Origin of the sequence: Streptomyces abyssomicinicus (assembly GCF_008974245.1) — a bacterium.
GTDB classification, from domain to species: Bacteria; Actinomycetota; Actinomycetes; order Streptomycetales; family Streptomycetaceae; genus Streptomyces; species Streptomyces abyssomicinicus.
Window position 1 is genome coordinate 1 of record NZ_BBZI01000020.1, and the last position, 20,909, is coordinate 20,909.

General features: G+C 70.8%; 22 protein-coding genes and 1 pseudogene. 8 read left to right on the plus strand and 15 right to left on the minus strand.

The features are described from left to right. Positions 1-503: pseudogene (locus GBN72_RS33555) on the minus strand (integrase); the annotation flags it as partial. Positions 504-628: 125 nt separating this feature from the next. On the opposite strand from GBN72_RS33555, the gene GBN72_RS33560 reads away from it, so the two are divergent. From GBN72_RS33560 to GBN72_RS33570, 3 genes are all read left to right on the plus strand, one after another. Then, positions 629-970, plus strand: a complete 342-nt coding sequence (locus tag GBN72_RS33560; protein WP_151775768.1) for a hypothetical protein — start codon at positions 629-631, stop codon at positions 968-970. Between the two features lie 75 nt (positions 971-1,045). Continuing rightward, on the plus strand, positions 1,046-1,813 hold the full coding sequence (locus GBN72_RS33565; protein ID WP_151775769.1) for a hypothetical protein: 768 nt from the start codon (positions 1,046-1,048) through the stop codon (positions 1,811-1,813). Positions 1,814-2,115: 302 nt separating this feature from the next. Continuing rightward, on the plus strand, positions 2,116-2,733 hold the full coding sequence (locus GBN72_RS33570; protein ID WP_164541050.1) for a MarR family transcriptional regulator: 618 nt from the start codon (positions 2,116-2,118) through the stop codon (positions 2,731-2,733). Positions 2,734-2,942: 209 nt separating this feature from the next. Here GBN72_RS33570 and GBN72_RS33575 read toward each other — a convergent pair whose 3' ends face one another. Further along, positions 2,943-3,125 carry a hypothetical protein gene (locus GBN72_RS33575; protein WP_151775771.1) on the minus strand — a complete coding sequence of 61 codons (183 nt, stop codon included), beginning with the start codon at positions 3,123-3,125 and terminating at the stop codon, positions 2,943-2,945. 291 nt (positions 3,126-3,416) lie between these two features. On the opposite strand from GBN72_RS33575, the gene GBN72_RS33580 reads away from it, so the two are divergent. Further along, positions 3,417-3,605, plus strand: coding sequence for a hypothetical protein (locus GBN72_RS33580; RefSeq protein WP_151775772.1), 189 nt, complete (start codon positions 3,417-3,419; stop codon positions 3,603-3,605). 275 nt (positions 3,606-3,880) lie between these two features. Here GBN72_RS33580 and mobF read toward each other — a convergent pair whose 3' ends face one another. From mobF to GBN72_RS33645, 13 genes are all read right to left on the minus strand, one after another. Then, positions 3,881-8,008 carry a MobF family relaxase gene (gene mobF, locus GBN72_RS33585; protein ID WP_164541052.1) on the minus strand — a complete coding sequence of 1,376 codons (4,128 nt, stop codon included), beginning with the start codon at positions 8,006-8,008 and terminating at the stop codon, positions 3,881-3,883. 1,150 nt (positions 8,009-9,158) lie between these two features. Continuing rightward, positions 9,159-9,470, minus strand: a complete 312-nt coding sequence (locus GBN72_RS33590; RefSeq protein ID WP_151775774.1) for a hypothetical protein — start codon at positions 9,468-9,470, stop codon at positions 9,159-9,161. A 46-nt stretch (positions 9,471-9,516) separates the two neighbouring features. Beyond that, positions 9,517-9,993, minus strand: a complete 477-nt coding sequence (locus GBN72_RS33595) for a transcriptional regulator (protein ID WP_151775809.1) — start codon at positions 9,991-9,993, stop codon at positions 9,517-9,519. Between the two features lie 80 nt (positions 9,994-10,073). Then, positions 10,074-10,508, minus strand: a complete 435-nt coding sequence (locus GBN72_RS33600; RefSeq protein WP_246213067.1) for an RRQRL motif-containing zinc-binding protein — start codon at positions 10,506-10,508, stop codon at positions 10,074-10,076. Between the two features lie 144 nt (positions 10,509-10,652). Beyond that, the gene (locus GBN72_RS33605; RefSeq protein ID WP_151775775.1) at positions 10,653-11,276 is read right to left on the minus strand and encodes a hypothetical protein; all 624 of its coding nucleotides are present in this window, start codon (positions 11,274-11,276) and stop codon (positions 10,653-10,655) included. A gap of 9 nt (positions 11,277-11,285) precedes the next feature. After that, positions 11,286-11,807, minus strand: a complete 522-nt coding sequence (locus GBN72_RS33610; protein WP_151775776.1) for a hypothetical protein — start codon at positions 11,805-11,807, stop codon at positions 11,286-11,288. A gap of 219 nt (positions 11,808-12,026) precedes the next feature. Beyond that, the gene (locus GBN72_RS33615; RefSeq protein WP_151775777.1) at positions 12,027-14,309 is read right to left on the minus strand and encodes an FtsK/SpoIIIE domain-containing protein; all 2,283 of its coding nucleotides are present in this window, start codon (positions 14,307-14,309) and stop codon (positions 12,027-12,029) included. A gap of 142 nt (positions 14,310-14,451) precedes the next feature. Then, a complete protein-coding gene (locus GBN72_RS33620; RefSeq protein WP_151775778.1) occupies positions 14,452-14,739 on the minus strand; it encodes a hypothetical protein in 288 nt (95 codons plus the stop codon). Beyond that, positions 14,736-15,995 (minus strand): DUF2637 domain-containing protein, encoded by a 1,260-nt coding sequence (locus GBN72_RS33625; protein WP_151775779.1) that lies wholly within the window; start codon positions 15,993-15,995, stop codon positions 14,736-14,738. Before GBN72_RS33625 ends, GBN72_RS33620 begins: the two co-directional genes overlap by 4 nt. Then, positions 15,995-16,249 carry a hypothetical protein gene (locus tag GBN72_RS33630; protein ID WP_151775780.1) on the minus strand — a complete coding sequence of 85 codons (255 nt, stop codon included), beginning with the start codon at positions 16,247-16,249 and terminating at the stop codon, positions 15,995-15,997. The genes GBN72_RS33625 and GBN72_RS33630 overlap by 1 nt, the downstream gene beginning before the upstream one ends. Next, on the minus strand, positions 16,246-16,494 hold the full coding sequence (locus tag GBN72_RS33635; protein ID WP_151775781.1) for a hypothetical protein: 249 nt from the start codon (positions 16,492-16,494) through the stop codon (positions 16,246-16,248). Before GBN72_RS33635 ends, GBN72_RS33630 begins: the two co-directional genes overlap by 4 nt. Continuing rightward, positions 16,491-16,745 (minus strand): hypothetical protein, encoded by a 255-nt coding sequence (locus tag GBN72_RS33640; RefSeq protein WP_151775782.1) that lies wholly within the window; start codon positions 16,743-16,745, stop codon positions 16,491-16,493. Before GBN72_RS33640 ends, GBN72_RS33635 begins: the two co-directional genes overlap by 4 nt. Positions 16,746-16,924: 179 nt before the next feature. Further along, positions 16,925-17,107: a hypothetical protein gene (locus GBN72_RS33645; protein WP_151775783.1), complete on the minus strand. Its 183-nt coding sequence runs from the start codon at positions 17,105-17,107 to the stop codon at positions 16,925-16,927. Between the two features lie 415 nt (positions 17,108-17,522). On the opposite strand from GBN72_RS33645, the gene GBN72_RS33650 reads away from it, so the two are divergent. From GBN72_RS33650 to GBN72_RS33665, 4 genes are all read left to right on the plus strand, one after another. After that, entirely contained in the window at positions 17,523-18,257 is a 735-nt protein-coding gene (locus GBN72_RS33650; RefSeq protein WP_151775784.1) for a GntR family transcriptional regulator, read from the plus strand. Beyond that, complete coding sequence (locus GBN72_RS33655) at positions 18,254-18,838, plus strand: P-loop nucleotide/nucleoside kinase family protein (protein ID WP_246213068.1); 585 nt, start codon at positions 18,254-18,256, stop codon at positions 18,836-18,838. Before GBN72_RS33650 ends, GBN72_RS33655 begins: the two co-directional genes overlap by 4 nt. 346 nt (positions 18,839-19,184) lie before the next feature. Continuing rightward, a complete protein-coding gene (locus tag GBN72_RS33660; RefSeq protein ID WP_151775785.1) occupies positions 19,185-20,357 on the plus strand; it encodes a hypothetical protein in 1,173 nt (390 codons plus the stop codon). 87 nt (positions 20,358-20,444) lie between these two features. Beyond that, on the plus strand, positions 20,445-20,909 hold a 465-nt coding region (locus tag GBN72_RS33665), incomplete at its 3' end, for a DnaB-like helicase N-terminal domain-containing protein (protein ID WP_281372134.1).

The following is a 20,909-nucleotide window of genomic DNA, read 5'->3' on the forward strand; positions in this document are numbered from 1 at the left end:
ATCTGCTTCGGCAGGGCGGCGGTCGCCTGCCGCGGCCGTGCGGCGGCGGCCTTGGTCTCGGCGAGGCGGTCCTTGTAGGCGTTGAGGACGGCGCGGGCGCCACGCAGGTTCGGCTTCGGCCGGTCCTGCTCGAGGTGCCAGGACGTCACGGCGGCCAGGGCGCGCTCGATCGTCGCCGGCCCGGCCGGTCGGCCCGTGCGGGGGCGGGGGGTGACGGTCAGGTACCTGACCCACTCGGCCATCGTCTCCCCGGAGGCCGGTACCGGGGTGCGGCCCTCCGCCGCGCACCAGTCGGCGAACGCGGCGCGGTCCGCGGCGTAGGCGCGGCGGGTGGACGCGGCGACGCCCGCCTCGATGGCGGCCGCGGTCTCGGCGGACAGCTGCCGGTCCCGGCCCGAGGCGACGACGGCCGCGGTCGCACCGCCCGGGCGGTCGTCCACCAGCTCGGCGTCGACGACGCTGGCGCCCGCCGCGAGGGACGTCGTGATCGCGTTCTCCGCCATGTGGTCCCTCGTCACTTCTGGCTCTGGAGAAGGAACGTTATCAAGAGCCAGATGGCCTGGACGGAGAAAGAGCCGCCCGTATGGCTGCTTTGATGGGAGCCGACCGTCTCAGGGGAGGGACTTGCATGGGGCTGAACGTTGAGATCACGTGGGATGGACCGGTCACGATCGGCATGCTCGAGGAGTTCATAAGCCAGGCAAAGGTCGGCGGAGCGACCTCGGACAGCGCCCTCGAAGAGATCACCCACGACCAGGACCCCGGCATCGTCCTCGGGTGGCGCGTCCCCGTCGCCGGAGCGAGCGGTCCTTCCCGCGACGTGGCGATGCCGCACCGGCTGATGTGGAACGTCCACAGCATCCTCGATCAGATCAGCAGCGGAGACGGGGATGTCCGTCAGCTCCAAGATGAGGTCAGCAACCTCAGCACCGAACTGTGGGAAGCACTGATGAGGCACGTCGGTCAGTAAGCGCATCGGCGCCGACGCCCCGGAGGGGACGGGGCGGCGGAGCCGGGTGAATGGGGCAGGGCCAGAATCTCCGTCATGTCAGAGACCTTCTGGACCGCTGTCGGCTCGATAGGCACGACCTCGGCCTTCTTCGTCGTCGCGTGGCAGGCGTACCTCACGCGCAAGGCACTGAGGGTCAGCGAACTGATGGCGGCCGACGCGACCCGCAGCCGGCTTGACTCCGAGGCCCCGCGGGTCACTCTCGCGCTGAGTGACCCGCCGTGGGAACCGCTGGCCTGGACACCGAACGGGATGCCATGCAACACGTGGCCGCACGGGCACACCTGGCACTTTCCCAGAGACCAGGACGGGCAGAACCGACTCGTCCTCCAGCAGCAGCTGGCGCTGAAGAACCTCAGCGACCGGCGCGTGGAGGCGCGGTTCCACGGCGACCTGGTCACGGTGGACGAGGACGGCCGCCCCCACCCCGCCGGCGTCCTGGTCCTGGAGCCCGACGAAACGCGTGAGGACATCTACCTGCAGCGTGATTTCTCCATCAAGGAACTCTCGGAGAACTTCACGGCGAAGGAGGCCAGCACCGAGCTGCCGCACAAGGTGGTCGGCGCGGTGACCGTCAAGGACGACCGCGACAACGGCAGCACGGATCGCTGGGACCTGCTGCTGACCGGCTGTCCGGTCCACCCCGACCTCGAACGCGACGGCATGTGGAGGATCGCGCCGTACCACCTCACCGAGGGGGCGGGGCTGCGGACCCTGGAGTACACCCGGGTCCCGACGAGGCAACGCACCCACTGGATCTCCCGCAGCAGGGGGATCCAGGTTCCTGCTCCAGAGCCGGCGTAGAGAAGAAGGCCGCCAGGAGCGCGCCGCGCTTCGGTCGGTGCTGAGGCCGACCGCGGCATGCCATCTCACAGAGTCACGGACTCCCGTACCACCGGACTCTGTGACTCTGTAAGCCTGCCGGTCAGCAGGCTCTCGAACGGGTTGATGAACAGCCGGAACGGGATGTTGGACGAGGGCCTCATTCTGTCCAGTCAACGACCGTTTGATGAACGGTCACCTTGCGGGCTTCCAGGCGGTTGAGACGGCGAAGACGGCGATCGGAGTGACGGGATGTGGCCATGAAGCGGAGGTCGAGTCGCTGGGTGTACCTGATCGGGCCCCCCAACACCTGCATCGCGAAGATCGGCGTATCGAACGATCCCCAGGAGCGGTTGGCTGACTTGCAGGTCGGTTCGCATCAGCCCCTGGTGCTGCTCTGGAAGACCCCAGGCGGTCAAGGGCTGGAGTCCGCTCTGCACGCATACTTCGCCCCCTACCGCACGCACGGCGAGTGGTTCGACTTCGGTGAAGAGAGCCCTGCAGCTCTGGTGGCGACGGCCGCGGTCCTCATGGGCTTCAAGGCGCAGCCCGATCGAATCCCCCAGTCCGCCCGCTACCGCTTCGACAGCTGCACCGTCTGCGCAGGCGCACGAATCCGCGAACTTCCTGAACCGATCCCGGACCTACGGCTCCCGAGGCCCCGCCCTGAGCCCCGGCCCAAGCGCGGGGCGCCGGCCGCCTTGCCGCGAGAAGTGAACGAGACGACGGTGGCCACTCGGGTTGCGGAAGCCGTCCGGCGCTCCGAGGGGCCAGTGCGGCAGATCGCCATTGCGGACGTCACCGGGATCAACAAGGGATCGGTGTCGAGGGCGGTCCAGCGCCTCGTGGCCGATGGGGTGCTGGTGCGCCTGGAGGATGGACGGATCGCCGCGAAGGGTTGAGCATCTCCCCAGGCAGGGCTCAGGGTTTGTCTCCCCCGCCCGCGCGCGCGGGTCCTGCGCAAGTTGCGCAAGAACCCGGCGACCTGTCCGGGTTCGTCCGCGTTACGCGCGCGCCCGCGTAGGGGGTCCAGAAATTCCAGAAACCCCGACCGCGCCCGCCGGCGGACTCGTCGACGCCCGGGCGGCGGGTCAGCCGCGGCGTCGTCCGCTCACATCTCCTCCGGCCTCATGTCCCTGACCCACGTCCACCGGCCGGTGTCGTCGGGGGCGTACAGGCTGCGGCCGCCGTACTGCCCGCGTTCGCTGATGATGGCGATCCACGGGTCTGGGTCCTCGGGGTCGACGGGCACGTGCTGTCCGTCCAGCGGCCCGCCGTGCAACTCCACGTACATGCCGAACACCTTGGCATCACGCGCGCGTGCGCGTAGGGCGGTCGCATAAGTCGCACGTCCGGGCGTCCGTAGGGCGGCCGGGTGCCGACAATTACGCCTCTCTGTTACGGACTTCGATGCGGAAGCGGTCGGGTGATGCCCGTAGAGGTCCTAATCGGGCCGTCGTTCGTTCTATGCTGTGATTCGCGACTAACCAGGGCCCCCTGATTCTCCGCTATCGGATCTTTTCGCCGTCAGTGGAGGTCTGGCGGGAGGTCCGTCAGGCCCAACTATCGGGCCTTGGAGGTTGCGATGCAGGACACGAGCGATTGTTCCGACGGGGACGACCGAGAAGAGCAGGAGGAGGGCGGAAGTCTGCCCGAGGAGGGTTGCACTTGCCCCAACGCCAAGGAGGACCGACGGTCCGCCTGGCAGGTCCTGGTCGACGCGGCGCCGTTGGTGGCGATCATCGTGGACGTAGTGGAAATGATCTTCAACTGATGATCAGCAGAGACGGTAGGCAAGCGGTTCGGGCAGCAAAGAGCCCGGCCGACGGTTACCCGACCGGGCTCTAACGCTACGGATGGAAGGGGTCCTGTTCTCGGGTGGCAGCCCGAAGCAGGGCCTCTTCTGCTTGGCGATCTTTCACAGAACGCAAGCCCCATCCACGCAGATCGTACCTCCGGAATCAACTTCCCAAGTAAACGATGCGGATGTTTTCTGGCTACGTTCCCAGTACGTTTTTGCTGCATCCTGGGTACCGTTTTTGGTTCCCGCTACAGCCTGATTCCCGTACCGGGAGACTGCATCGGCGGCTCGTACCGGCTGCTCGCGGCCTGGCTCTGCTGGCGGATCCGTTCGGCCTGGCGGTGCTGCTGCTCAGCGATGTGGTTCGCGCGGGCCTTGGCCTCCATGCGGTAGCCGAGGGGCGAGGTCTCGCGCAGGGTCTGCCGGATGGCCTGCTCCTTGCGGACGAGTGCGGCGGCCTCCCTCCAGTCGCGGGCGTCGGCCGCGGCCTTCGTCGCCTCGCCGCTGGCAGCACCGAGATTCCGGAGGTCGCGGGCGTCCTTCGCCTGGGCGCGCTCGGGCAGGAGCCTGCGCATCTCCTGCAGCCGCCGCTCCACTGCCTCCAGATCGCGGGGCGGGTAGCCCTCACCGGCGCCCAGGCCGCGACCGTGCTCGGAGTCGGCGAGGTTCTTCCATGCCTTTTGTGTGGCCTCCCCGTGGAGGCGGGTGGCCTTGTCGCGGGCTTCCTCGGCGGCGATCCGGAGGGCGACGAGCTCGTCGAGGTCCCGCTGGACGGCTCCCTTGGTGGTGAGAGAGAGGAGGAGCCGGACGTGGCCGGTCTTCCGGACCCGCTCCATGTGGGCGATCTGGGAGCGCAGAGACGTCGCGGTCTTACCGGCGGCCTCGGCGTCAGTGGACGCCTCCCGGGCCTGAGTCACCAGTTTCTCGGAGCGGGTGAGAACCTGGTCGGCCTCGGCAGCCCACTTCTGCCCGCGGGTGGTTCCCTCGGCGTGCTCGCGGGCGAGCCGCTCGGAGAGCTGGCGGTGCCGTTCACGGGCTTCCTGGGCGGTGCGGTCGCACGTCTCGGCGAGGTCCAGGTACCGGGCGGCCGTCTGGCGAAGGCCGACGTCGCTGAGGTCTCCGTACGGGCGCTCACGCCACGGCCGGATACGGTCGGGGTCCTGTTCCTGGCCCTGCTGGCGTGCCTGCTGGGCCGCCTCGGCGGCCTGCTGCCACCGGCGCCGGTCCTCCCACGTCGACCGCAAGCGGGCCGCCCTCGCGGACACGACGTTCCGGCCCATCTCCGCACGGGCCTCCCGCGCCGCACGCAGGGCCGCCTCGGTCTCCTCCCGGCTCGGCACGCGCTCGGTCTGCCGGGGGACGACCACAGGCTCGGGGGCGGCGCGCAGCTCGTCGGAAACCATGCCGTCGGGCCTGGACTGCCCCAGGTAGTCCGCGAACGCGCGGACCGCGCGCTGGAGGCGTTCTTCCCCGGAGCGGGCGGCGCCGAGGGCTGCCTGGGTGCGCTCGTCCTCGACGACGGCCAAGGGGAGCCACAGGTGGTTTGCCGCGCGGCCGCGGGTGAGGCCCGGGTAGGTCGCGAAGGCGTTGCAGCCGTGCCCGTACAGCAGGCTGGTGTGGCAGGTCATGCCCTGGCTCGCGGCCACCGTCATCGCGTAGCCGAGGGACAGCGCGCCGCCGGCGACGTCGTCGGGTGTGAACCACGCCGACATCAAGCCCGCCCCGCCCTTGGCGTCCGGGTTCTTGGGCCTCCAGGTGACCTCGACGCGGTGTGCGTCGTCGATCGCCGTGACCACGCCCCGGTAGCCATTGAGGACGTCGGGCCCCTGCCCGCGGCGGGAGCGGTAGTCGTTGACGCGGACGCGGACGACGTCGCCCTCGGCGAGTGTCAGCGTCGCCCCACCGGGGAGGGCGTAGGTGTGCTCGGTGCCGAGTTCGCCGGCGGCGCGGCGGATCTGCTGGGCCCCGGCGTTGAGGAGGTCGACGTCCGTGTTGCGGGCGGCGAGCACGACCAGGTGCTGAAGGAGGTCCAGCTCGTCGGGCCACTGGCGACGGAGCTCGTCCCACGTCATCAGCATCTCGGAGCGCGCGTCGTCGGCGGTCTCGACGGCGTGGACGCGGCCGCCTGCGGTGAGGAGTTCGAGCGCGGCTTGGTGGTCGCCGGTCCGCCACACCTCCAGCGCCGCCCGCTCTGCGGCGTCGAGCTGGCGGCGGTTCTCCGTGAGGGTGAGCCCGTCGACCAGGCGGTGAACCTCGGCGAACCATCCGCCCACGCCCACGGCCTGGAGCTGCAGCGGGTCGCCGATCGCGATGACCTGAGTCCCGGTGCGTGCCGCCTCCGTCAGTAGCCGGGCGGCGGACCGGTCGTCCGTCATCGTCGCCTCGTCGACCACCAGGACGTCGACGCCGGTCAGTCCCTCACCGGAGTCGATGCGCTGCAGCCACGCGGCGACGGTCCTCGAGGGGATCGCGGACGCCTCCTGCAGGCCCTGGGCGCCGACCGCGGACAGGCAGGCTCCGGCGTAGGTGGTGCCGGTGGCGTCCCAGGCGATCCGGCACGCGTCCATCAACGTGGACTTGCCCGCGCCGGCCACGCCCACGACCGCGTCGACACCGTTCCCGGCGCACAGCAGCCGGGTGACCACCTCGCGCTGCTGGTCCGACAGCTCGAACCCGGCCGCGACCGCGAACACCGACATGGCGGCCGCCGCCTGGTCGGCGGTAAGCCGGACCGTGCCGTCGCCGACCCGGGCGCGGGCCTGAGTGACGACCAGGTCCTCGGCGTCCAGGACGTCGCGGGTGGTGTAGCGGGCGGTCGACGACATCACCGTGGACCCGGTGTCCGGCAGCGCGACTGCGTACCCGTCGACCCGGAGGACGTCGTCGACGAGGCGCTCCAGGTCGCGGGCCTCGGGGCCGATGCCGTCGGGCAGGGCGTTGGCGACGGCGGCCAACAGCTCCGCACGGCTGAAGGACTTCTTCGACGCGGTGACGCCGCTCTCCGGGTGGAAGACCACCGCGGCGACGTCGCCGGGCGGCGGGATGCGCGGACCGGACGGCCCATCGACCCCGGCGCCGCCCTGCGGACCGTCTGGCCCGGGCGCGGCCGCGGCCACCATCGCGTCGACGTCGACGCCGGCGTTCTCAGCGCGGGCCCTCCAGCTGTCGCGCATCCCGGCCGCGTCGGCGGCGTGCTTGGCGCGGCGGGTGACGGCGGCGAGCCGCTGCTTGTCCTCCAGGCTCGCATCCTCGCCGACCTGTTCCGTCACCAGAGCAGAGCGGCGGGAGAACGCGTCGCGCAGCTGCTCGGGGATGCCGTCGATCTCCCACGCGCGAGTCGTCTCGGCCTGAGTCCGCCGTACCCCGAACCGCTCGGCCGTCAGGGTGCGGACGCGGGCCTTGAAGAACGCGTCCGCGGCGCTGGCGTGCCGGTAGAGGTCCTTGCCGGAGTTCGCGATCGACCGCCACTTGCCGTCCTCGCAGAGCCCCATGTTGGCCACCACGATGTGCCGGTGCAGGTGCGGGTCACCGGGCTGCCCGTCACCCATCGGCCGCGCGGACCGGTGTTCCACGGACCAGCCCAGGAGACCGCCGGTGGCGAGCCGGACCGGCTCTCCGTCCTCGGAGCCGACCGCGTACCCGATCCAGCCCTCGAGCGCCCGCAGCGTCTCCGTCTTCGCCTGGTGGACCAGCGCGCGGTACTCCCGCTCGTCGGCCTCGCTCATCAACCCCGCCAGCAGGCTGTCGGACTTCGGGAGGTCCAGGACCAGGTCCCAACCGCGCACCCGGCTGTCGACACGGAGGTCCTTGTGCTCCCACGCGGACGCCAACTCGCTCTCCCCGTAGACGGCGGCGAGGTCGACGTCGGCGGCGCGGGCGAGCTTGTGCACGGTCTCGACGTGCAGGCGCTGAGCCTCGCCCTTCTTCGCCACGACGCGCTGCTGCTGCTTGAGCTTGGCGAGCTGCTTCGGCTTCCCCTCCAGCAGGGCCTCCGGCTCGACGCCGCGTTCGGCGGCCGCGGCCTCGATGGCGCGCAGGAGCGGCGCCACGGTGAGCGTCGCCTTCTCGTCGGCGCGGACCGATGTCCGCCCGGTGATGAGCCGCGCTCCGGTCTGCGGGTGGCAGCCCTTCATGAGCCGCCGGGCGGCGGCCTCACCCTCGGCGGTGAGTGCCGCGCCGGCGGTCAGGCCGACATCCTCGAGGCCGGAGCCGATCCACACGAGGACGCCGTCCGCGCCCTCCAGGCGGTAGTCGACCGGACGGTCCTCGCCGGTCTCCAGGTGGGTGCCGGCACCATCGACCACGCCGCATCCGGCCTGCCGACCGAGCCGGTACTCCACCTGCTCGTCGGCGCTGATCTCAGTCAGCCACGCCATCGGCGCCCCTCCCGGCCACGCCCCGCACGGCGTGCTGCTCGTCGTCTGTTCCGGCCGTCGGCCGGGGTTCCCCGCGAGGGGAACCCCCTTTGTACATACCCTCTGTTTGATCATGGACCTGAGTTCAGCCGGATCATGACTGTAGACCCGGATCGCCGGTCACCCAAACAGCCGTGATCAGGTGTCGCGTCAGGCGGGACGCAGGGCGGCGGGCGGTCCGGTGAGACGGTCGGAGGACGGCAGACCTGCGCGGCCACGGCGGAGCTCCCCCGCCCCGCTGCGCTGTCCACGCACGCCACCGAGCCGCTGCAGCCGACATCACGGCCCGGCCCCAGACGCGAAAAAGCCCTGGCGAATGCCAGGGCTCGATGTACATGAGGAGGGACTTGAACCCCCACGCTCGAAGAGCGGTAGCGCCATGATCCCGGCGCGTTCGCCTGCCATTCCGCCGACCGGACTGCCTCCCCGAGGTGCGCCACCGGCACCGTTCCCCTCATGGCGACAGGGGAAACATTACCGGGGTTTCCGGGGCCCCCGATCACGCCCCCTCTAGGTCCCCGTACACCGAGACGGAACAATGTGGACCATCACCAGCTCGGTGGTGGAGGGCCTGCACCACCGCCTAGTTCTTGGCGGGACCCAGCGGCGGTGCAGGTCCGGGCGAACGACAGGAGGATTCCATGTCGCCCGTGCTCCTCATAATGGCGCTCATCCTCGGGGGATGGGCGTTCCATGAGGTCAGAAGTCGGAAGGAAGAGCTGTCAGCGGCGATCGGGGCGTTCTTCGCCGTGGTCATCCTGTTCTACGGCGTCTTCGGTGAGCTCCTCGGAGTGGATGGCGAGCTGGAGCCTCCGGGTAAGGAACCATCTGCTGTCCAGACCGTCGCTCCAGGGCCACAGGAGAGCCCGCAGGCCGTGGCACCACCCGCTGACCAGGCATGCAGGTCGGAGGTGAACGAGACTCAAGTCAGGTGGGAGTGCCCTCTCCCTCCTCGGCGGTAAGGCATCACGGCAGGGGCCCGGAGGACTGCAGTCCTCCGGGCCCCTGCCGATCCTCTGTAGCCGACGACGATCCGCCCGGCCCTAGAAACGCAAAAAGCCCCGCTGCCTCGAGCACTCGGCTCGGGGCAGCGGGGCTGTGGGGTAGCCGGTCAGGCCGCGGTCTGCGGCCGGGTGACAGCAGCGCGGGTGGTCTCGCGCAGCTGCGCGAGGAGCATCTGGCCCTGAGTGAGGGTGGTCTCCATCGCGGTGATGGCGGAGGCCGGCATCTCGTCGTTGTGGCGGGCGATCTCCAGGGCGGCCTGCAGCTTACCGAGATGGCCGACGAGGTAATCGGCGGACTCAGTCGCGTCGCAGGCGAGGTGGTGGATGAGGTCGGCGGTCTCCTGGTGGGTTCCGGCCGGGTCGGTGTGGTGGGCGGGGCGCGGCTGGCGCAGGACCAGGCCCAGGAACCGCCCAGACACAGATGTCCTGGACGGCAGGCTGAACCGGCGTCACCTCGGGCAGGGGCTACAGCGCCGCGATCAGGAGCGCGGCGACGCCGAGCCACAGGTGGTGCCAGGACTGGTCGAGTGCGTAGGCACCCGTTCCGAGGGTGGGCGCGTAGTCGCCCTTGGCGGTCGTCGGGTGGCTCGGGTGCGCCGGGGTGCCCAGCGAGTAAAACTCCGCCTTGCCGCACCGGTCGGCGAGCTTCTTGAGCGTGGTCCGGCGGTCGGCCCAGTAGTGCGAGACGGCGTCGACGCCGAGCCCTAGAACCATGCCGAGGGCGGTCACCGGCAGTCCGAGTACGAGCACGACCGGGACCAGGACCACGCCCTTGGTTGCGGTCAGGCCAAGGACATGCCGGCCGCACGCGAGGCGGCCGGTCCGTCCCGGCTGTCCCTTGGTGGCGGCCTGGCAGGACGACTGCACCCAGTGGTCCCCCACGGAGTGGGCGATGAAGAGCGCGGCGAAGACGGCCGCGAAGACGGCGGCGGGGTCGGTCATCATGAGTCCTTCCTGGTCTGGTGATGGGTCGGGAGGACGGGGCGGCCGTGCGCCTGGCAGTGGACGGCCGCCCTGGTCGATCACGCGGTGGCGGGGGTGAGGTAGGTGGTGGGGTCGGCCGGGGTGCCGTCGTGGCACTCCAGACACGAGCCCAAAGTGCGGAGCGGCAGGCAGTGGTAGTAGCGGCGGCGGCATCGCGGGCACGTGGTCCTGGCCGCCATGGCCCGGTCCAGCGCGGCCTCCTGGGCGAGCGTCGGCACCCGCTTGGGCCGGGCGAGGTCGATCCGGTACAGCCACGCGAACCGGCGGCCCTGCCGGCACTCGATCCGTGCGACGGGCTCCTGACCGCCGGGGCGCAGGCCCATCGCGCACAGCTGGCGGCGGGTCGCGTATCCCGCGGGTGCCTGCCGCCACCGGAACACCGGGAACGTGCCGTCGTCGTGCGGGTCGACGTCGACCAGGTCGTGCTCGTCACGGGTCTGGTGCACGCGGGTGGTGTCGGTTCGGTGGGGCACGGCCTGGTCCTCCTCATGGGCAGCAGGACAACGCCCCGCCGGTGAACGGCGGGGCGTGCGTGTCGGCTGGCGGTGCGTGCCCCGGGCCGGATCCGATCCGGCGGCATCACGCTGTGTCCGGGGCTGGCCGGGTTTTCTCCGGCGTCACTCCGAAGAGGCGTCCTCGGAACCTTCGTTCCGGGCCATCCGGCGGGAGTGTCGGCGGGCGCCGGAGTTGTCGGCGGCGCCGATACCGGCGACGGCGACGCGGCCCGCGCTGTCGGCGACGGACGCGCCGGCGGACGCGACCTGGCCCACGGCAGCGGCGGTCTGTCCGACCGCCCCGGCCACAGCCGCGACGGCGTTGAACGCGGCGGTGAGCGAGCCCCCGCTCGCGGTCTTCTTCGGCTTGGCAGGGCCGGGCTTGGCCGGGGCGCCGGTCTTCTGCGCGAGCGCCTGGGCGGCGCGGCCGGTCGTGCTGTTGGCGGCGGCCTGCCCGGTTTCGGCGAGGCGGCCCTGGAGGACCGTCCCGCTCGGCAGGGTCGCGCGGATGCGGCCGGGCTTGGCCTTGGAGAGGGCGGCCAGCGCGCTGTCGGGGACGCCCTCCAGGGGGAACCAGCAGGCGGCGCGGCGGCCACCGCCAGCGGGGCGGTGCTTGTCCCCGCAGGTGGCGTACGTGGTCTCGCCCCTCCCTATCAGGGTGAGGCGGTCCGGGGTGCGGGTGCTGCCCGGGCAGCGGACGGTCTCTTCGCCGAGGAGCACGGGCCCACGGAAGGTGACGGTGGCCAAGGTGGTCTCCTATCGCTTCACGGTGGCGGTCGCGGTGGCGGTGGCCTTGCTAAACAGGCCGCCGCGGCTGGTGGCGGTGGCGGTCGCGGTGACAGAGCCGGACCCGCGCCGGCCGGAGCGGCAGGCGACAGCAACTCCTCCGACGACCAGGCCGACGACGGCGACCGTGGCGGCGAGCGCCCAGATCCCGGCGACGATGGCCTCCAGGGCGGCGACCGCGTAGGACAGTCCCCACGCAGTGACGGCGACGGAGAGAGCGCCGGCGGGCATGAGGAGTGCGGTCGCGCGGACCCACGTCGGCAGCGGCTCGGCCGTCCGCGCGGTGGCGGGCTGGGCCGGTGCGCCGTGCTGGGGGACGTAGGCGAGGACGCGGCCGACGCCGGGCACGTAGACCTCCTCCGGCTGGACGTCCAGGGGGATCACGGTGGCCTCGGCGCGGGCCTCGGCGACGATCTGCGGGCGGGTGGGCTGGACGATCGCCGAAGGGGTCACGACGACCGGTTCGGCGGCCTGGCGAGCGTGCTGACGCATGATCGGGTGCCTCCTCGACGCGGGGTGCGTTTGTGCCGGTTTGGGACTTGCGACGGCGTTACGACGCGATGCGTCATGCCTGGTCAGGGCATACGACGGGGATGCGACGGACCCCGGATTGATGCGACGTCATCGCATCGGGGAGGGGTGTCGTCGCATCCCCGTCGGGTCAGCTGACCTGCGACGACGCATCGCGTCGCATGGCCATCGGATCGGACATTACGGGGTGATACCGGCAGCCTCGCGGACCTCGGCGAGGAGGTAGCCGCGGCCCCTTCCGCCCGCCGTCCACTCCCTCGCGACGAGGGTCCGGCCGGTGCCGTCGAGCGCCTGGGCGATCGCGTCGGCGAGACGTCGGCCGCCCACCCGGCCGTAGCCGCGCTCGTCGTCGGCCTCCACACCGAGCGCGTCCGGGGACCATGTGGCGGGGTCGATGGCCGCCAGCCCGGCAAGGATCTCCGAGGTGCGCAGCCGGTCCGGGTCACCGGCCTTGGCGAAGACGTCCAGCAAGTCGGCGAGGAGTCCGGTCGGTCCGGCCGTGGTGCCCTCGATCTCGCCGGGGCGGCCGGAGCCGGTCGGGCCGCCGGCCTCGCTCGACTCCCCGGTGAAGTAGAGGAGGTGCTCCTCGATCGGGTCCTTGTCCTGCCCGGCCAGGCGCCCGGCCGCCTTCCGTCGGGCGACGCCTTCGGCGATGACCGGGGCAATCGGGTCCGCCTCGCCCTCGGAACGGTCGTCGGGCACGAAGAAGGTGCGGATGAGCTGTCCCTCGGCACCGTCCAGGTCGACGATCGCCACACCGGGCTGCGACACCTTGATGTCGTGCGCCCGCAGGCCGGCCCCGGTGGAGCCGTCCTTCAGGATCGCGTTGGTCTGCACGGCGCTGTTGGTGCGGAAGGCGGTCCGCGACCCGGTGTTGTTCCGGAAGCCGCGGGGCACGGTGTTCGCGTCCGGGTCCTGCGCCAGGAGCACGATGTCCATGTTCAGCGCGGTGCAGTAGGCGGCCAGCTTGGAGAGCCGGTGCTCGATCTCCTCGCCGACCTTGAGGGTGCGCTTGCCGTCCTCGTCGGACGGGTCAGGGATCCGCTCCTTGCTGAGCGTGTACTGCGGGAACTCGTCCACGATCAGCACTTCGAGCGGGAAGCGGTCCAGGTCCTTCTCGTTGAACTTCGCCCGTCCCTCGTCTTCGAGGACGGTCTCGCGCCGGTCGGCCTCCTCGATCATCGCGTCCAGCAGCTCCAGTAGCCGCGCCGGCCGCTTACCGAAGAACGTGTGCGTGATCGGGGCGTAGGCCCGGTGCTCCCCCGGCTTGGCGCCGACGACGAGCCGGATCCGTACCCGCGGGTCCAGCCCCAGGGCCGGGATGATGTTCCGCAGGCTCATGCCCTTGCCCGACCGAGTGGTGCCGCCGATCAGGCCGTTGACGTGGCGGAACGGCATGTACACCGTCTCACCGCGCCGGTTGCGGCCGAAGGGCACGCCCTTCTTCCACACGTCGACCTGGGCGTTCTTCGGGTCGTCCAGCAGCGGCGACGGCGCGGCCTTGGCCAGCGGGTCGGAGGAGGCCACCCACAGGGACACGGTCTGCGGGCGGTCCCCGAGGCTGACGTCCAGCCAGGTCGGGTCGACCTGCAGCGCAGCCGCCAGGGCGTCCCGCTTCTCGAAGACCGTGGACGGCTTGAGGTTCCGGGGCAGCCGCACCGTGACCTCGGCCGCATCGTTCGCGGTCGCGCGGACTGGGCCGACGAGGGACACCTCCTCGTCCCCCTTGGTGAGCCCGGCCGTGCGGAAGGCGTCCGCGATCGTGTCCGCGCCCAGCAGCAGCACCTGGTCCTCACCACCGGCGGGGACGTCGACGATGGAGAACTCCGTGCCCTCGGGCGTGCGCCGCTTGATCTCCCGCCGCCCCAGCGCGTACAGGACGATCAGCGCGGGGAGCAGGGCGGGCGGAACCAGTCCGAGCGACCACGCCTGACCGACCGCCGCGATCGAGGCGACGTACGTGGAGATCCCTGTCAGGGACCACACCACCATCGGCTCACGGCGGCGCTCGGCGGCCACCCGCATCCGGTCGGCGCGCAGGTCGGCGATGTGCTCGGGCCCCGCACCGGTGCGGCGGACCTTGTCGCTCAGCTCGCCGTACTCGGCGGCCGTCAGGAACGACCAGGCGTCCCGCAGGCTCGCCTTCACGCCGATGCCGGCCACGCGCACTGCCCGTCCGGCGTAGAAGGGGGACCGGACGGCGTGGAACGCGGCAGCGTGCATGAGGCTCCTCCGGCGCTGTTCCCAGACAGCGGGGTCGCGGAACGTGGCGGGGATGACGGCGGGCAGCTCCTCGCGCTCCTGGTCGTCGTCCTCGTCAATCTGGACGAGGGTGACCTCCCCGGCCGGGGCCGGGATGAGCCCGGGCGGGAGCTGCTCCTTGGTGAAGTCGACCGGGGCACCGGGGAAGCGGATGACGTCCGCGCCCTGGTCCTCGGGCTCGGGGGTGATCGTGTGTGACATGGTGAGGACTCCTCACTGAGGAGGCCCGGCCCCGGTTGGTTGGTCGCCGGTGGGGTCGGGCCGATGGCTGCGTGGACGCGGCGGCAGGGGGGACAGTCCGCCGCCGCGATGGGTGCGCTGGTCTATCGGGTGCGGTGGCTGGTCACCACCAGGAGATGCCGGCCTTCTGCGGGGCCTTGGCCGTCTTCTCGGTCTTGGCGGGCGCCGCCTTCGGCTTGGCCGCCTTGTGGGTCGACGCCTTGGCGACCGTGGACAGCACGACCGGCAGCAGGAGGACCCCGACCGTCGTTCCGGTTCCGTAGAGCGCGGCCTCGGTGACCGGTCCGGTGGCGGCCTGGGTGATGCCGACCCACGCGCCCGCCGGGCACGCGAGGATCGCCAGCCGCGGGGCCCGGACTCGGTTCTTCTTCGACTCGTCTCCGATGGTCACTTGGCCTCCCCCTCGATCTCGGCGCGGACCGCGTCACGAACGCGGATCGCGTACGCCTGAGCGCAGCCGAGGGTCTCCCTGACCTTCTTCGCGCTCAGCTTGTCCGTGCCGCCCAGAGCGGCGGCGAGAGCCTTGACCCGCTCGACGTCGGCGGCGTCCACGGGACGCTCCTCAGCAGCCTTGCGGGCGACCTCCCGAGAGGGCCGGAGCCCTTTACTCCCAAGGGTTCCGAGCCCTTCGGCGCTGTCCGTGTCGGGGTCGAGTACAGCGGTGCCGGTACGGCCCTGCGGACCACCGGTCAGCCCCGTCCCGGTCCCATCCGGACCGCCCTGGGAGGAACCGAAGACGTCCGCCAGGAACAGCTCGACGGTGAACGCCTCGGGCGACATCTCTGCCTTCTCGGCGACCTCCTCGACACCCCGGATCGCCGCGATACGGCGGCCCAGCGTCTGCGCGTCGACGGCGAGCGCGGACCCCTTCGTGTCGGCCCACGCCTGGGTCCAGGCGACCTCGGTGTCGACGCTGCCGTAGGGGTGCGCGGCAAGGATCGCCTCGTACCGCTCCCAGACGTCCTTGAACTTCCGCTTGCGGGACGCCTCGTGCTTCGCCGCTTCCTTCGCCGCCTTGCGCTCCGCCTTGGACCGGGCGCTGGTGTGCGTCCGCCAGTCCCACAGCAGCGTCGCGAGCGGGGTGAGCAGTCCGAAGAAGACACCGACGACCGCGCCGTTGGTGTCGCTCCAGTGCGCCAGGTTCAGCGCGCCGGCGAACACCGCGCACACCCACGTGCCGATCCGCAGCCGGGCGGTCGGCCGGTGCTCGGCCTCGGCCTTGGCCGCCATCGCGGTGAACGCCCACGTGGCGCCCTCGACGCTCGCGGCGGCGAGGCAGGCCAGCGGCAACGCCAGACCCTCGTGCGTCAGGAACGACGCCTGGGAGACGAACGCCGGGACCAGCGCGCACGCCATGACGACACCCACGAAGATGTCGACCGTCTTGGTGGTGACGAACTCCCGGACCTTCGCGTTGCGCGCGGCCTTCCTCTCCGCCTTCTCCTTCTCCGCCAGCTTCTGCAGGCGCCGCCGCTCCGTCTCCTCCTTCCGCCGGCGCTCGTCGGCGGCCTCCTGGTCCTTGCGCTTCTCGTCGGCCCGGAGCTTCTCGATCTGCAGCCGCGCCTCAACGTCCGCCGCCTTGTCCTTGCGGCGCTGGTCGGCCTTGAGCGCCTCGTCGGCGCGGCGCTCCTCGCGGTAGTTGCTCATCACTCCACCCCCCTGGTGGCGTTGTCGATGTCGGTGCTGTCGTCGGTGTCGGGCGTCCCAAGAGCGCGGAACACCTCGAGCGCCTCCTCGGTGCTTCCGCCGGCGGCCAGGACGTCCACCACAGCCGTCAGCCGGGCCCGCACGTCCACGAGGAGGTCGCAGGCGGACAGGTACTCGTCGAACTCGGCGCCGCACCAACCGGTGGGGTCGCCGTGCACCTGCCGGAACACGAACGGGGTCGCGGGCCCGCTCATCCGCCGACCTCCTTACGGCGGTAGGCCGAAGCGGCGTGGATCGCGCGCTGCGCGCCGTAGAGGACACCGGCGGACGCGGTACACACGACGGCGGCCGCGAGGACCGCGACGGCGGCAACCGCGGCCGCGACGACGACCACGACCAGGAGCAGCAGGACCGGGGCGAGCATCCGGCCCGGGACCAGGGCGAGGCGGGTCATCACCTCGCCCGCCATCTCGCGCGGCGGGATCGGGCTGTAGCTCACGCCGCCCACCCCCCGGCGAGCACCGGCTCCAGCTCGCGCCCGAGGGCCAGTGCGACGTCGGCGGCGGGGCACGAGACGAACCCGCTGTCGAGCATGTCCACCAGGGCGTTCAGCCGGGCGTACTCGTCCTCCGGGGTCTCGTCGGCGTCGGGTCCGAGGACCAGGTCGACGTCGATCCCGAGCATGGTCGAGAGGTTCAGGCGGCGGTCGGCGAGCGTGCGTCCGGCGCGCACGCGGGTACGGTTTCGCATGGCGTTCGTTCTCCAGACGTTGCGGACGCCGGCGGCGGCCAGCCCGTACGGAGGGTTCAGCTCCTCGGGCAGGCCGCCGCGTCGCGTCCTGGGGTGGTGTCTCGGCACTCCTGGCGAGTGCCGTCGTGCCCCGGGCCCGATCCGATCGGGCAGCGTCACGCCGGGTCCGGGGCTGATACTCAGGCGCAGTTGGGGCAGGCCGGGTCGTCGCACAGCTCGATGCGGCCGCAGCCGATCGCCCAGGAGATGCGGTTGGCGATCCTGCTGCCGGTCTCACCGCCGACGGTGATGCCGACCTGCTGCAGGCGCCGGGCGATGCGTTCTCGGACGTCCATCGGGTCACTGTTGCTGGGGTTGGCCATGGCGGTCTCTCCCTGTCTGGCACGCCGTGCGCGTGCCTCGTACCCCGGGCCGGATCCGATCCGGCAGCCTCACGCCGGGTCCGGGGCTGGTTGGTACGACGGCCGCTCTTCCCGTGTGCAGGCTGCGGTGCGTCCCCTATGGAGTTCTCAAAGCCGCGGGCGCTCCCTCCCCCGGCCTTCCGCGACGAGCGCGGCGGTCCCGTTGGGCGCTCAAGAGGGGCGATTCAGGCATGGCTGTGCCGTCACGCTTCGTGAGCTGAGCTCACTTGGCGTTGCCTTGCGGGAATGACATTCCCAGGATTACGAACCCTTGTCAATCATTTTCAGGCTCGCATTCCCGAGAGTGCGACCTACTGGGCATCAATCCCGGGACTATGGTTCACTGGTGCCTCTGAGACGGAGGAGATCACCGGACATGCCACCGAAGTGGAGAGAGCTCGCCGACGCGATCGCTGCGCGCATCAACAGCGGCGAGTACGCGCCGGGCGACCGCCTGCCCAAGATTGAGGAGCTGGCCCTACAGGGGTTCGGCTCAAAGACCACAGTCCACGCCGCGTACAAAGCCCTGGAGGCTGAGGGCCTGGTCACGTCATCCCGAGGTCACGGGACTGTCGTACGCGAACGGGGCACTCTCGCCACGGCCGCCGAGCGCGAGGAACGCAGCAAGCTGACCGGCTCCTCTTGGCGAGCGGGCGAACGGTCCGACTCCCACATGGCTGGCATCGTGTCCGCCCCGGAGGACGTCGCCGAGGCGCTGGGGATCAACGCCGGTGAGCCGGTGCTCCGGCGTTCGCGCACCTACCGCGATGAGGACACGGGCGCCGTGATCTCCCACTCCACCTCGTGGATTCCGGCAGCCCTCACCGAGGAGCTGCCTGAGCTGCTGATGGGCAAGCGGCTGAGCGGCGGGACTTCCATCGACCTCATCACCCGACACACCGGGCGCCCTGTTGCCCGGCGGTACAGCGCCATGTGGGCACGGATCACAACCCCTGCCGACGCCGCGCCGCTTGAGATCCCCGAGGACAGCAAGGCCGCCGTCACCGTCCTGACCGTGCGGGTCGTTGACACAAGCGGCATGACGATCGAGTACGGCGTCGACGTGGGAGGACCCGGCCGCCGCTGGACCAAGGAAGAGGTCATCCAGTGACGCCCCGCCCCGGCCCGGCCCGGCTCGTCTTGATGGCCGGCCTCCAGGGATCGAGGAAGACAACGATCGCCCGCGCCCTGGAGGCCCGCGGCTTCCTGCGCCTCAGTCCGGACGAGCGGGTCTTCGAGGCCCACGGGCACTACGGGCGCGACTTCCCGAGGGGTGAGTACCGGGTCCGGGAGCAGCCGATCCTCGAAGAAGTCGCAGCAGAGGTTCAACGCGCGCTGACATCCGGCCGTGACGTCGTCGTGGATCACGGCTTCTGGACGGCTATCGAGCGGCAGCAGTGGCGTCAACTCGGCGAGGAGGCTGGGGCCGCAGTCACTCTGGTGTACCTGCCTGGGACCCACGAGGAACGGTGGGCGCGGATCAAGGAGCGCAACCAGCAGACGTACGACGATCCCAGCGCCATGTACTTCAGCGAGGAAGATCTACGGCGTCATGCCGCGCGCTTCCAACCTCCCGGGATGGACGAACCCCACATCACCTTCGCTGGGGCCCTTGATCCCATCTTGCGGGCCCTGGAACCCGGTCCACGCCCCGCACCGCGGACCCGCGACTCAAACGGGGACGCGACGTAAGTCGTTCCGGCCGCATAGAGATCCCGAAGTCCGCCAACCGGCCCAGGGAAGCTCGTCGTCCAACGGTCCTAGGATCGACCTCGAAAACAGAAAACGCCCGACCCCCCTCTAAGTCTTGGCGGACGGAGGGGGCCGGGCATCTCAAGCCGGGGATGCTGTTCCCGCGTGCTGCCATCGTACGAGAGCGACCTAGCCCAGAGCCAGGTACCTCGTCCGAACAGGGCGTGGGGATCAGCACACCCGGGGAAAGACAGGTAAGCCCGGTGACTGATCACCACACACGCATCATCACTCTTTGCAGAGCGTCACTCACGCTCCGAATCTGCACCGCCGCCGGGGGTGCCCGGTGAGAAACGAGCAGCCGGCCGAAATCCTGGCCCCCCGCGAAGGCGACGGCTACTACAAGACCCGCGGACTCCAGTGGCTCACCCACTGCCCGCACATCAACCCCAGCGGCAAGATCGCCTTGCAGCTCCTGTGCTCCCTCGTCAGTGACGACAAGCCGGTACGGCTGATCACCCTGGAGGAGATCGGCAAGCTGCTGCCCTCGGGGAAGCCCGTCGCGGTCGGCGAAGAGCCGAAGTGCATGTCGGCGTCCAACGTCGCCCTCCTCCTGGAAGGGCTGTCCGCTGTCGGGCAGGTGGTCACTCCCGAGGGCACGCCAGTCAAGGTCTCCCGGAAGAAGAAGACGCCGCTGCGACTCATGCCGTACCGGTACCCGCGCCATCCATGCGACTGCTCACGGAACGCCCACGACGCGCTCGCCCGCATCCGAGGAGAAGAGCCACGCTGGCCACTCGCCGGAATGCCTGGAGAGGCCCCTTCGAGGCAGGACCAAGATTCTGGTCCTGCCTCGAAGAAGGACCAGAATCTTGGTCCTAAGGACCAGAATCTTGGTCCTAAGGACCAAGATTCTGCACAGAACCCGGTCTTGACCTGCGGCGATGCGCCCTTCCTTATGTCTTTCCCTCAGTCTTCTCCTCTCTCTCGGGCCACGGCCGCAACATCGGTGCCCGCCGCGTCGGCTGGGGCTATGACTGAGGAGAGAGAGATCGAGGCGAACCAAGACCACACCCCCGCCGCTTCTGCTGCTGAGGCTCGGTCGGAGCATCCGGAGGTTCCCGAGCAGCGGTCGGTCCAGGGGCCCTCTGGGGTGGACCGGGTGGTGGACGCGTACGCGATGGCCTGCGTGGGTGCCACGGGCATGCCGCCGCGTCCCAAGGCGGTCCAGGGTGTGCGGGCTGCTGCTGCTGCTCTGCTGTCGGTCGGCCGGTCCGTGGACAACCTCTGCGGTCTCGCGGTGGAACTGGCGGCCAAGGGCTGGACCGACCTGGCGAGGCACGCGGCGATGAACCCGGAGGCTCCGTCCCGGCCTGCGGTGAGCCTCAGGCCCTGGTGCGGTGAGTGCAACGACGGCCGCGAGCCGACGTCGATCGCCCAGCGCATGGTCGAAACCCCGACCGGCATGGCCAAGTGCCGGTGCCACCCGGGCTACGTGCCGCAGCCCGCCGGCGTCTGACCCGCCCACCCCGAAACGCGGCGGGCGGCAGGGGAGCCCCTACGAAAGGCCCCTGCCGCCGCCTGAATCCCATGAGGAGATCCACCCATGACGGTACCCGCTCAGGCCCAGGCCGCCGCTTTCGACGGCGCTCTGCACGATGAGTACGCGGAACAGTGCGTCCTCGGCGGCATGCTCCTGTCGGAGGACGCCATCACCGACTGCATGGAGGCCATCAAGCCGCAGCAGTTCGCGTTCGGCAAGCACGAGCTGATCTACCGGGCGGTCCTCGACCTCTACGCCAAGGGTGACCCGGCCGACCCGCTCACCGTGGGCGCGGAGCTGACCCGGCGCGGTGAGCTCAACAAGGTGGGTGGCGCCGCCTACCTCCATGCCCTGGTGCAGACGGTGCCCACCGCGGCGAACGCGTCGTACTACGCCGAGATCGCGCGGGAGCTGGCCGTCCTGCGGGAGCTGGAGAAGGCCGGGCGGGCCATCGTCACCATGGCCCGCGCCCGGGAGGGCGAGCTGGCCGACATCGGCAACCAGGCCCAGTCGCTGGTGTTCGCCGCG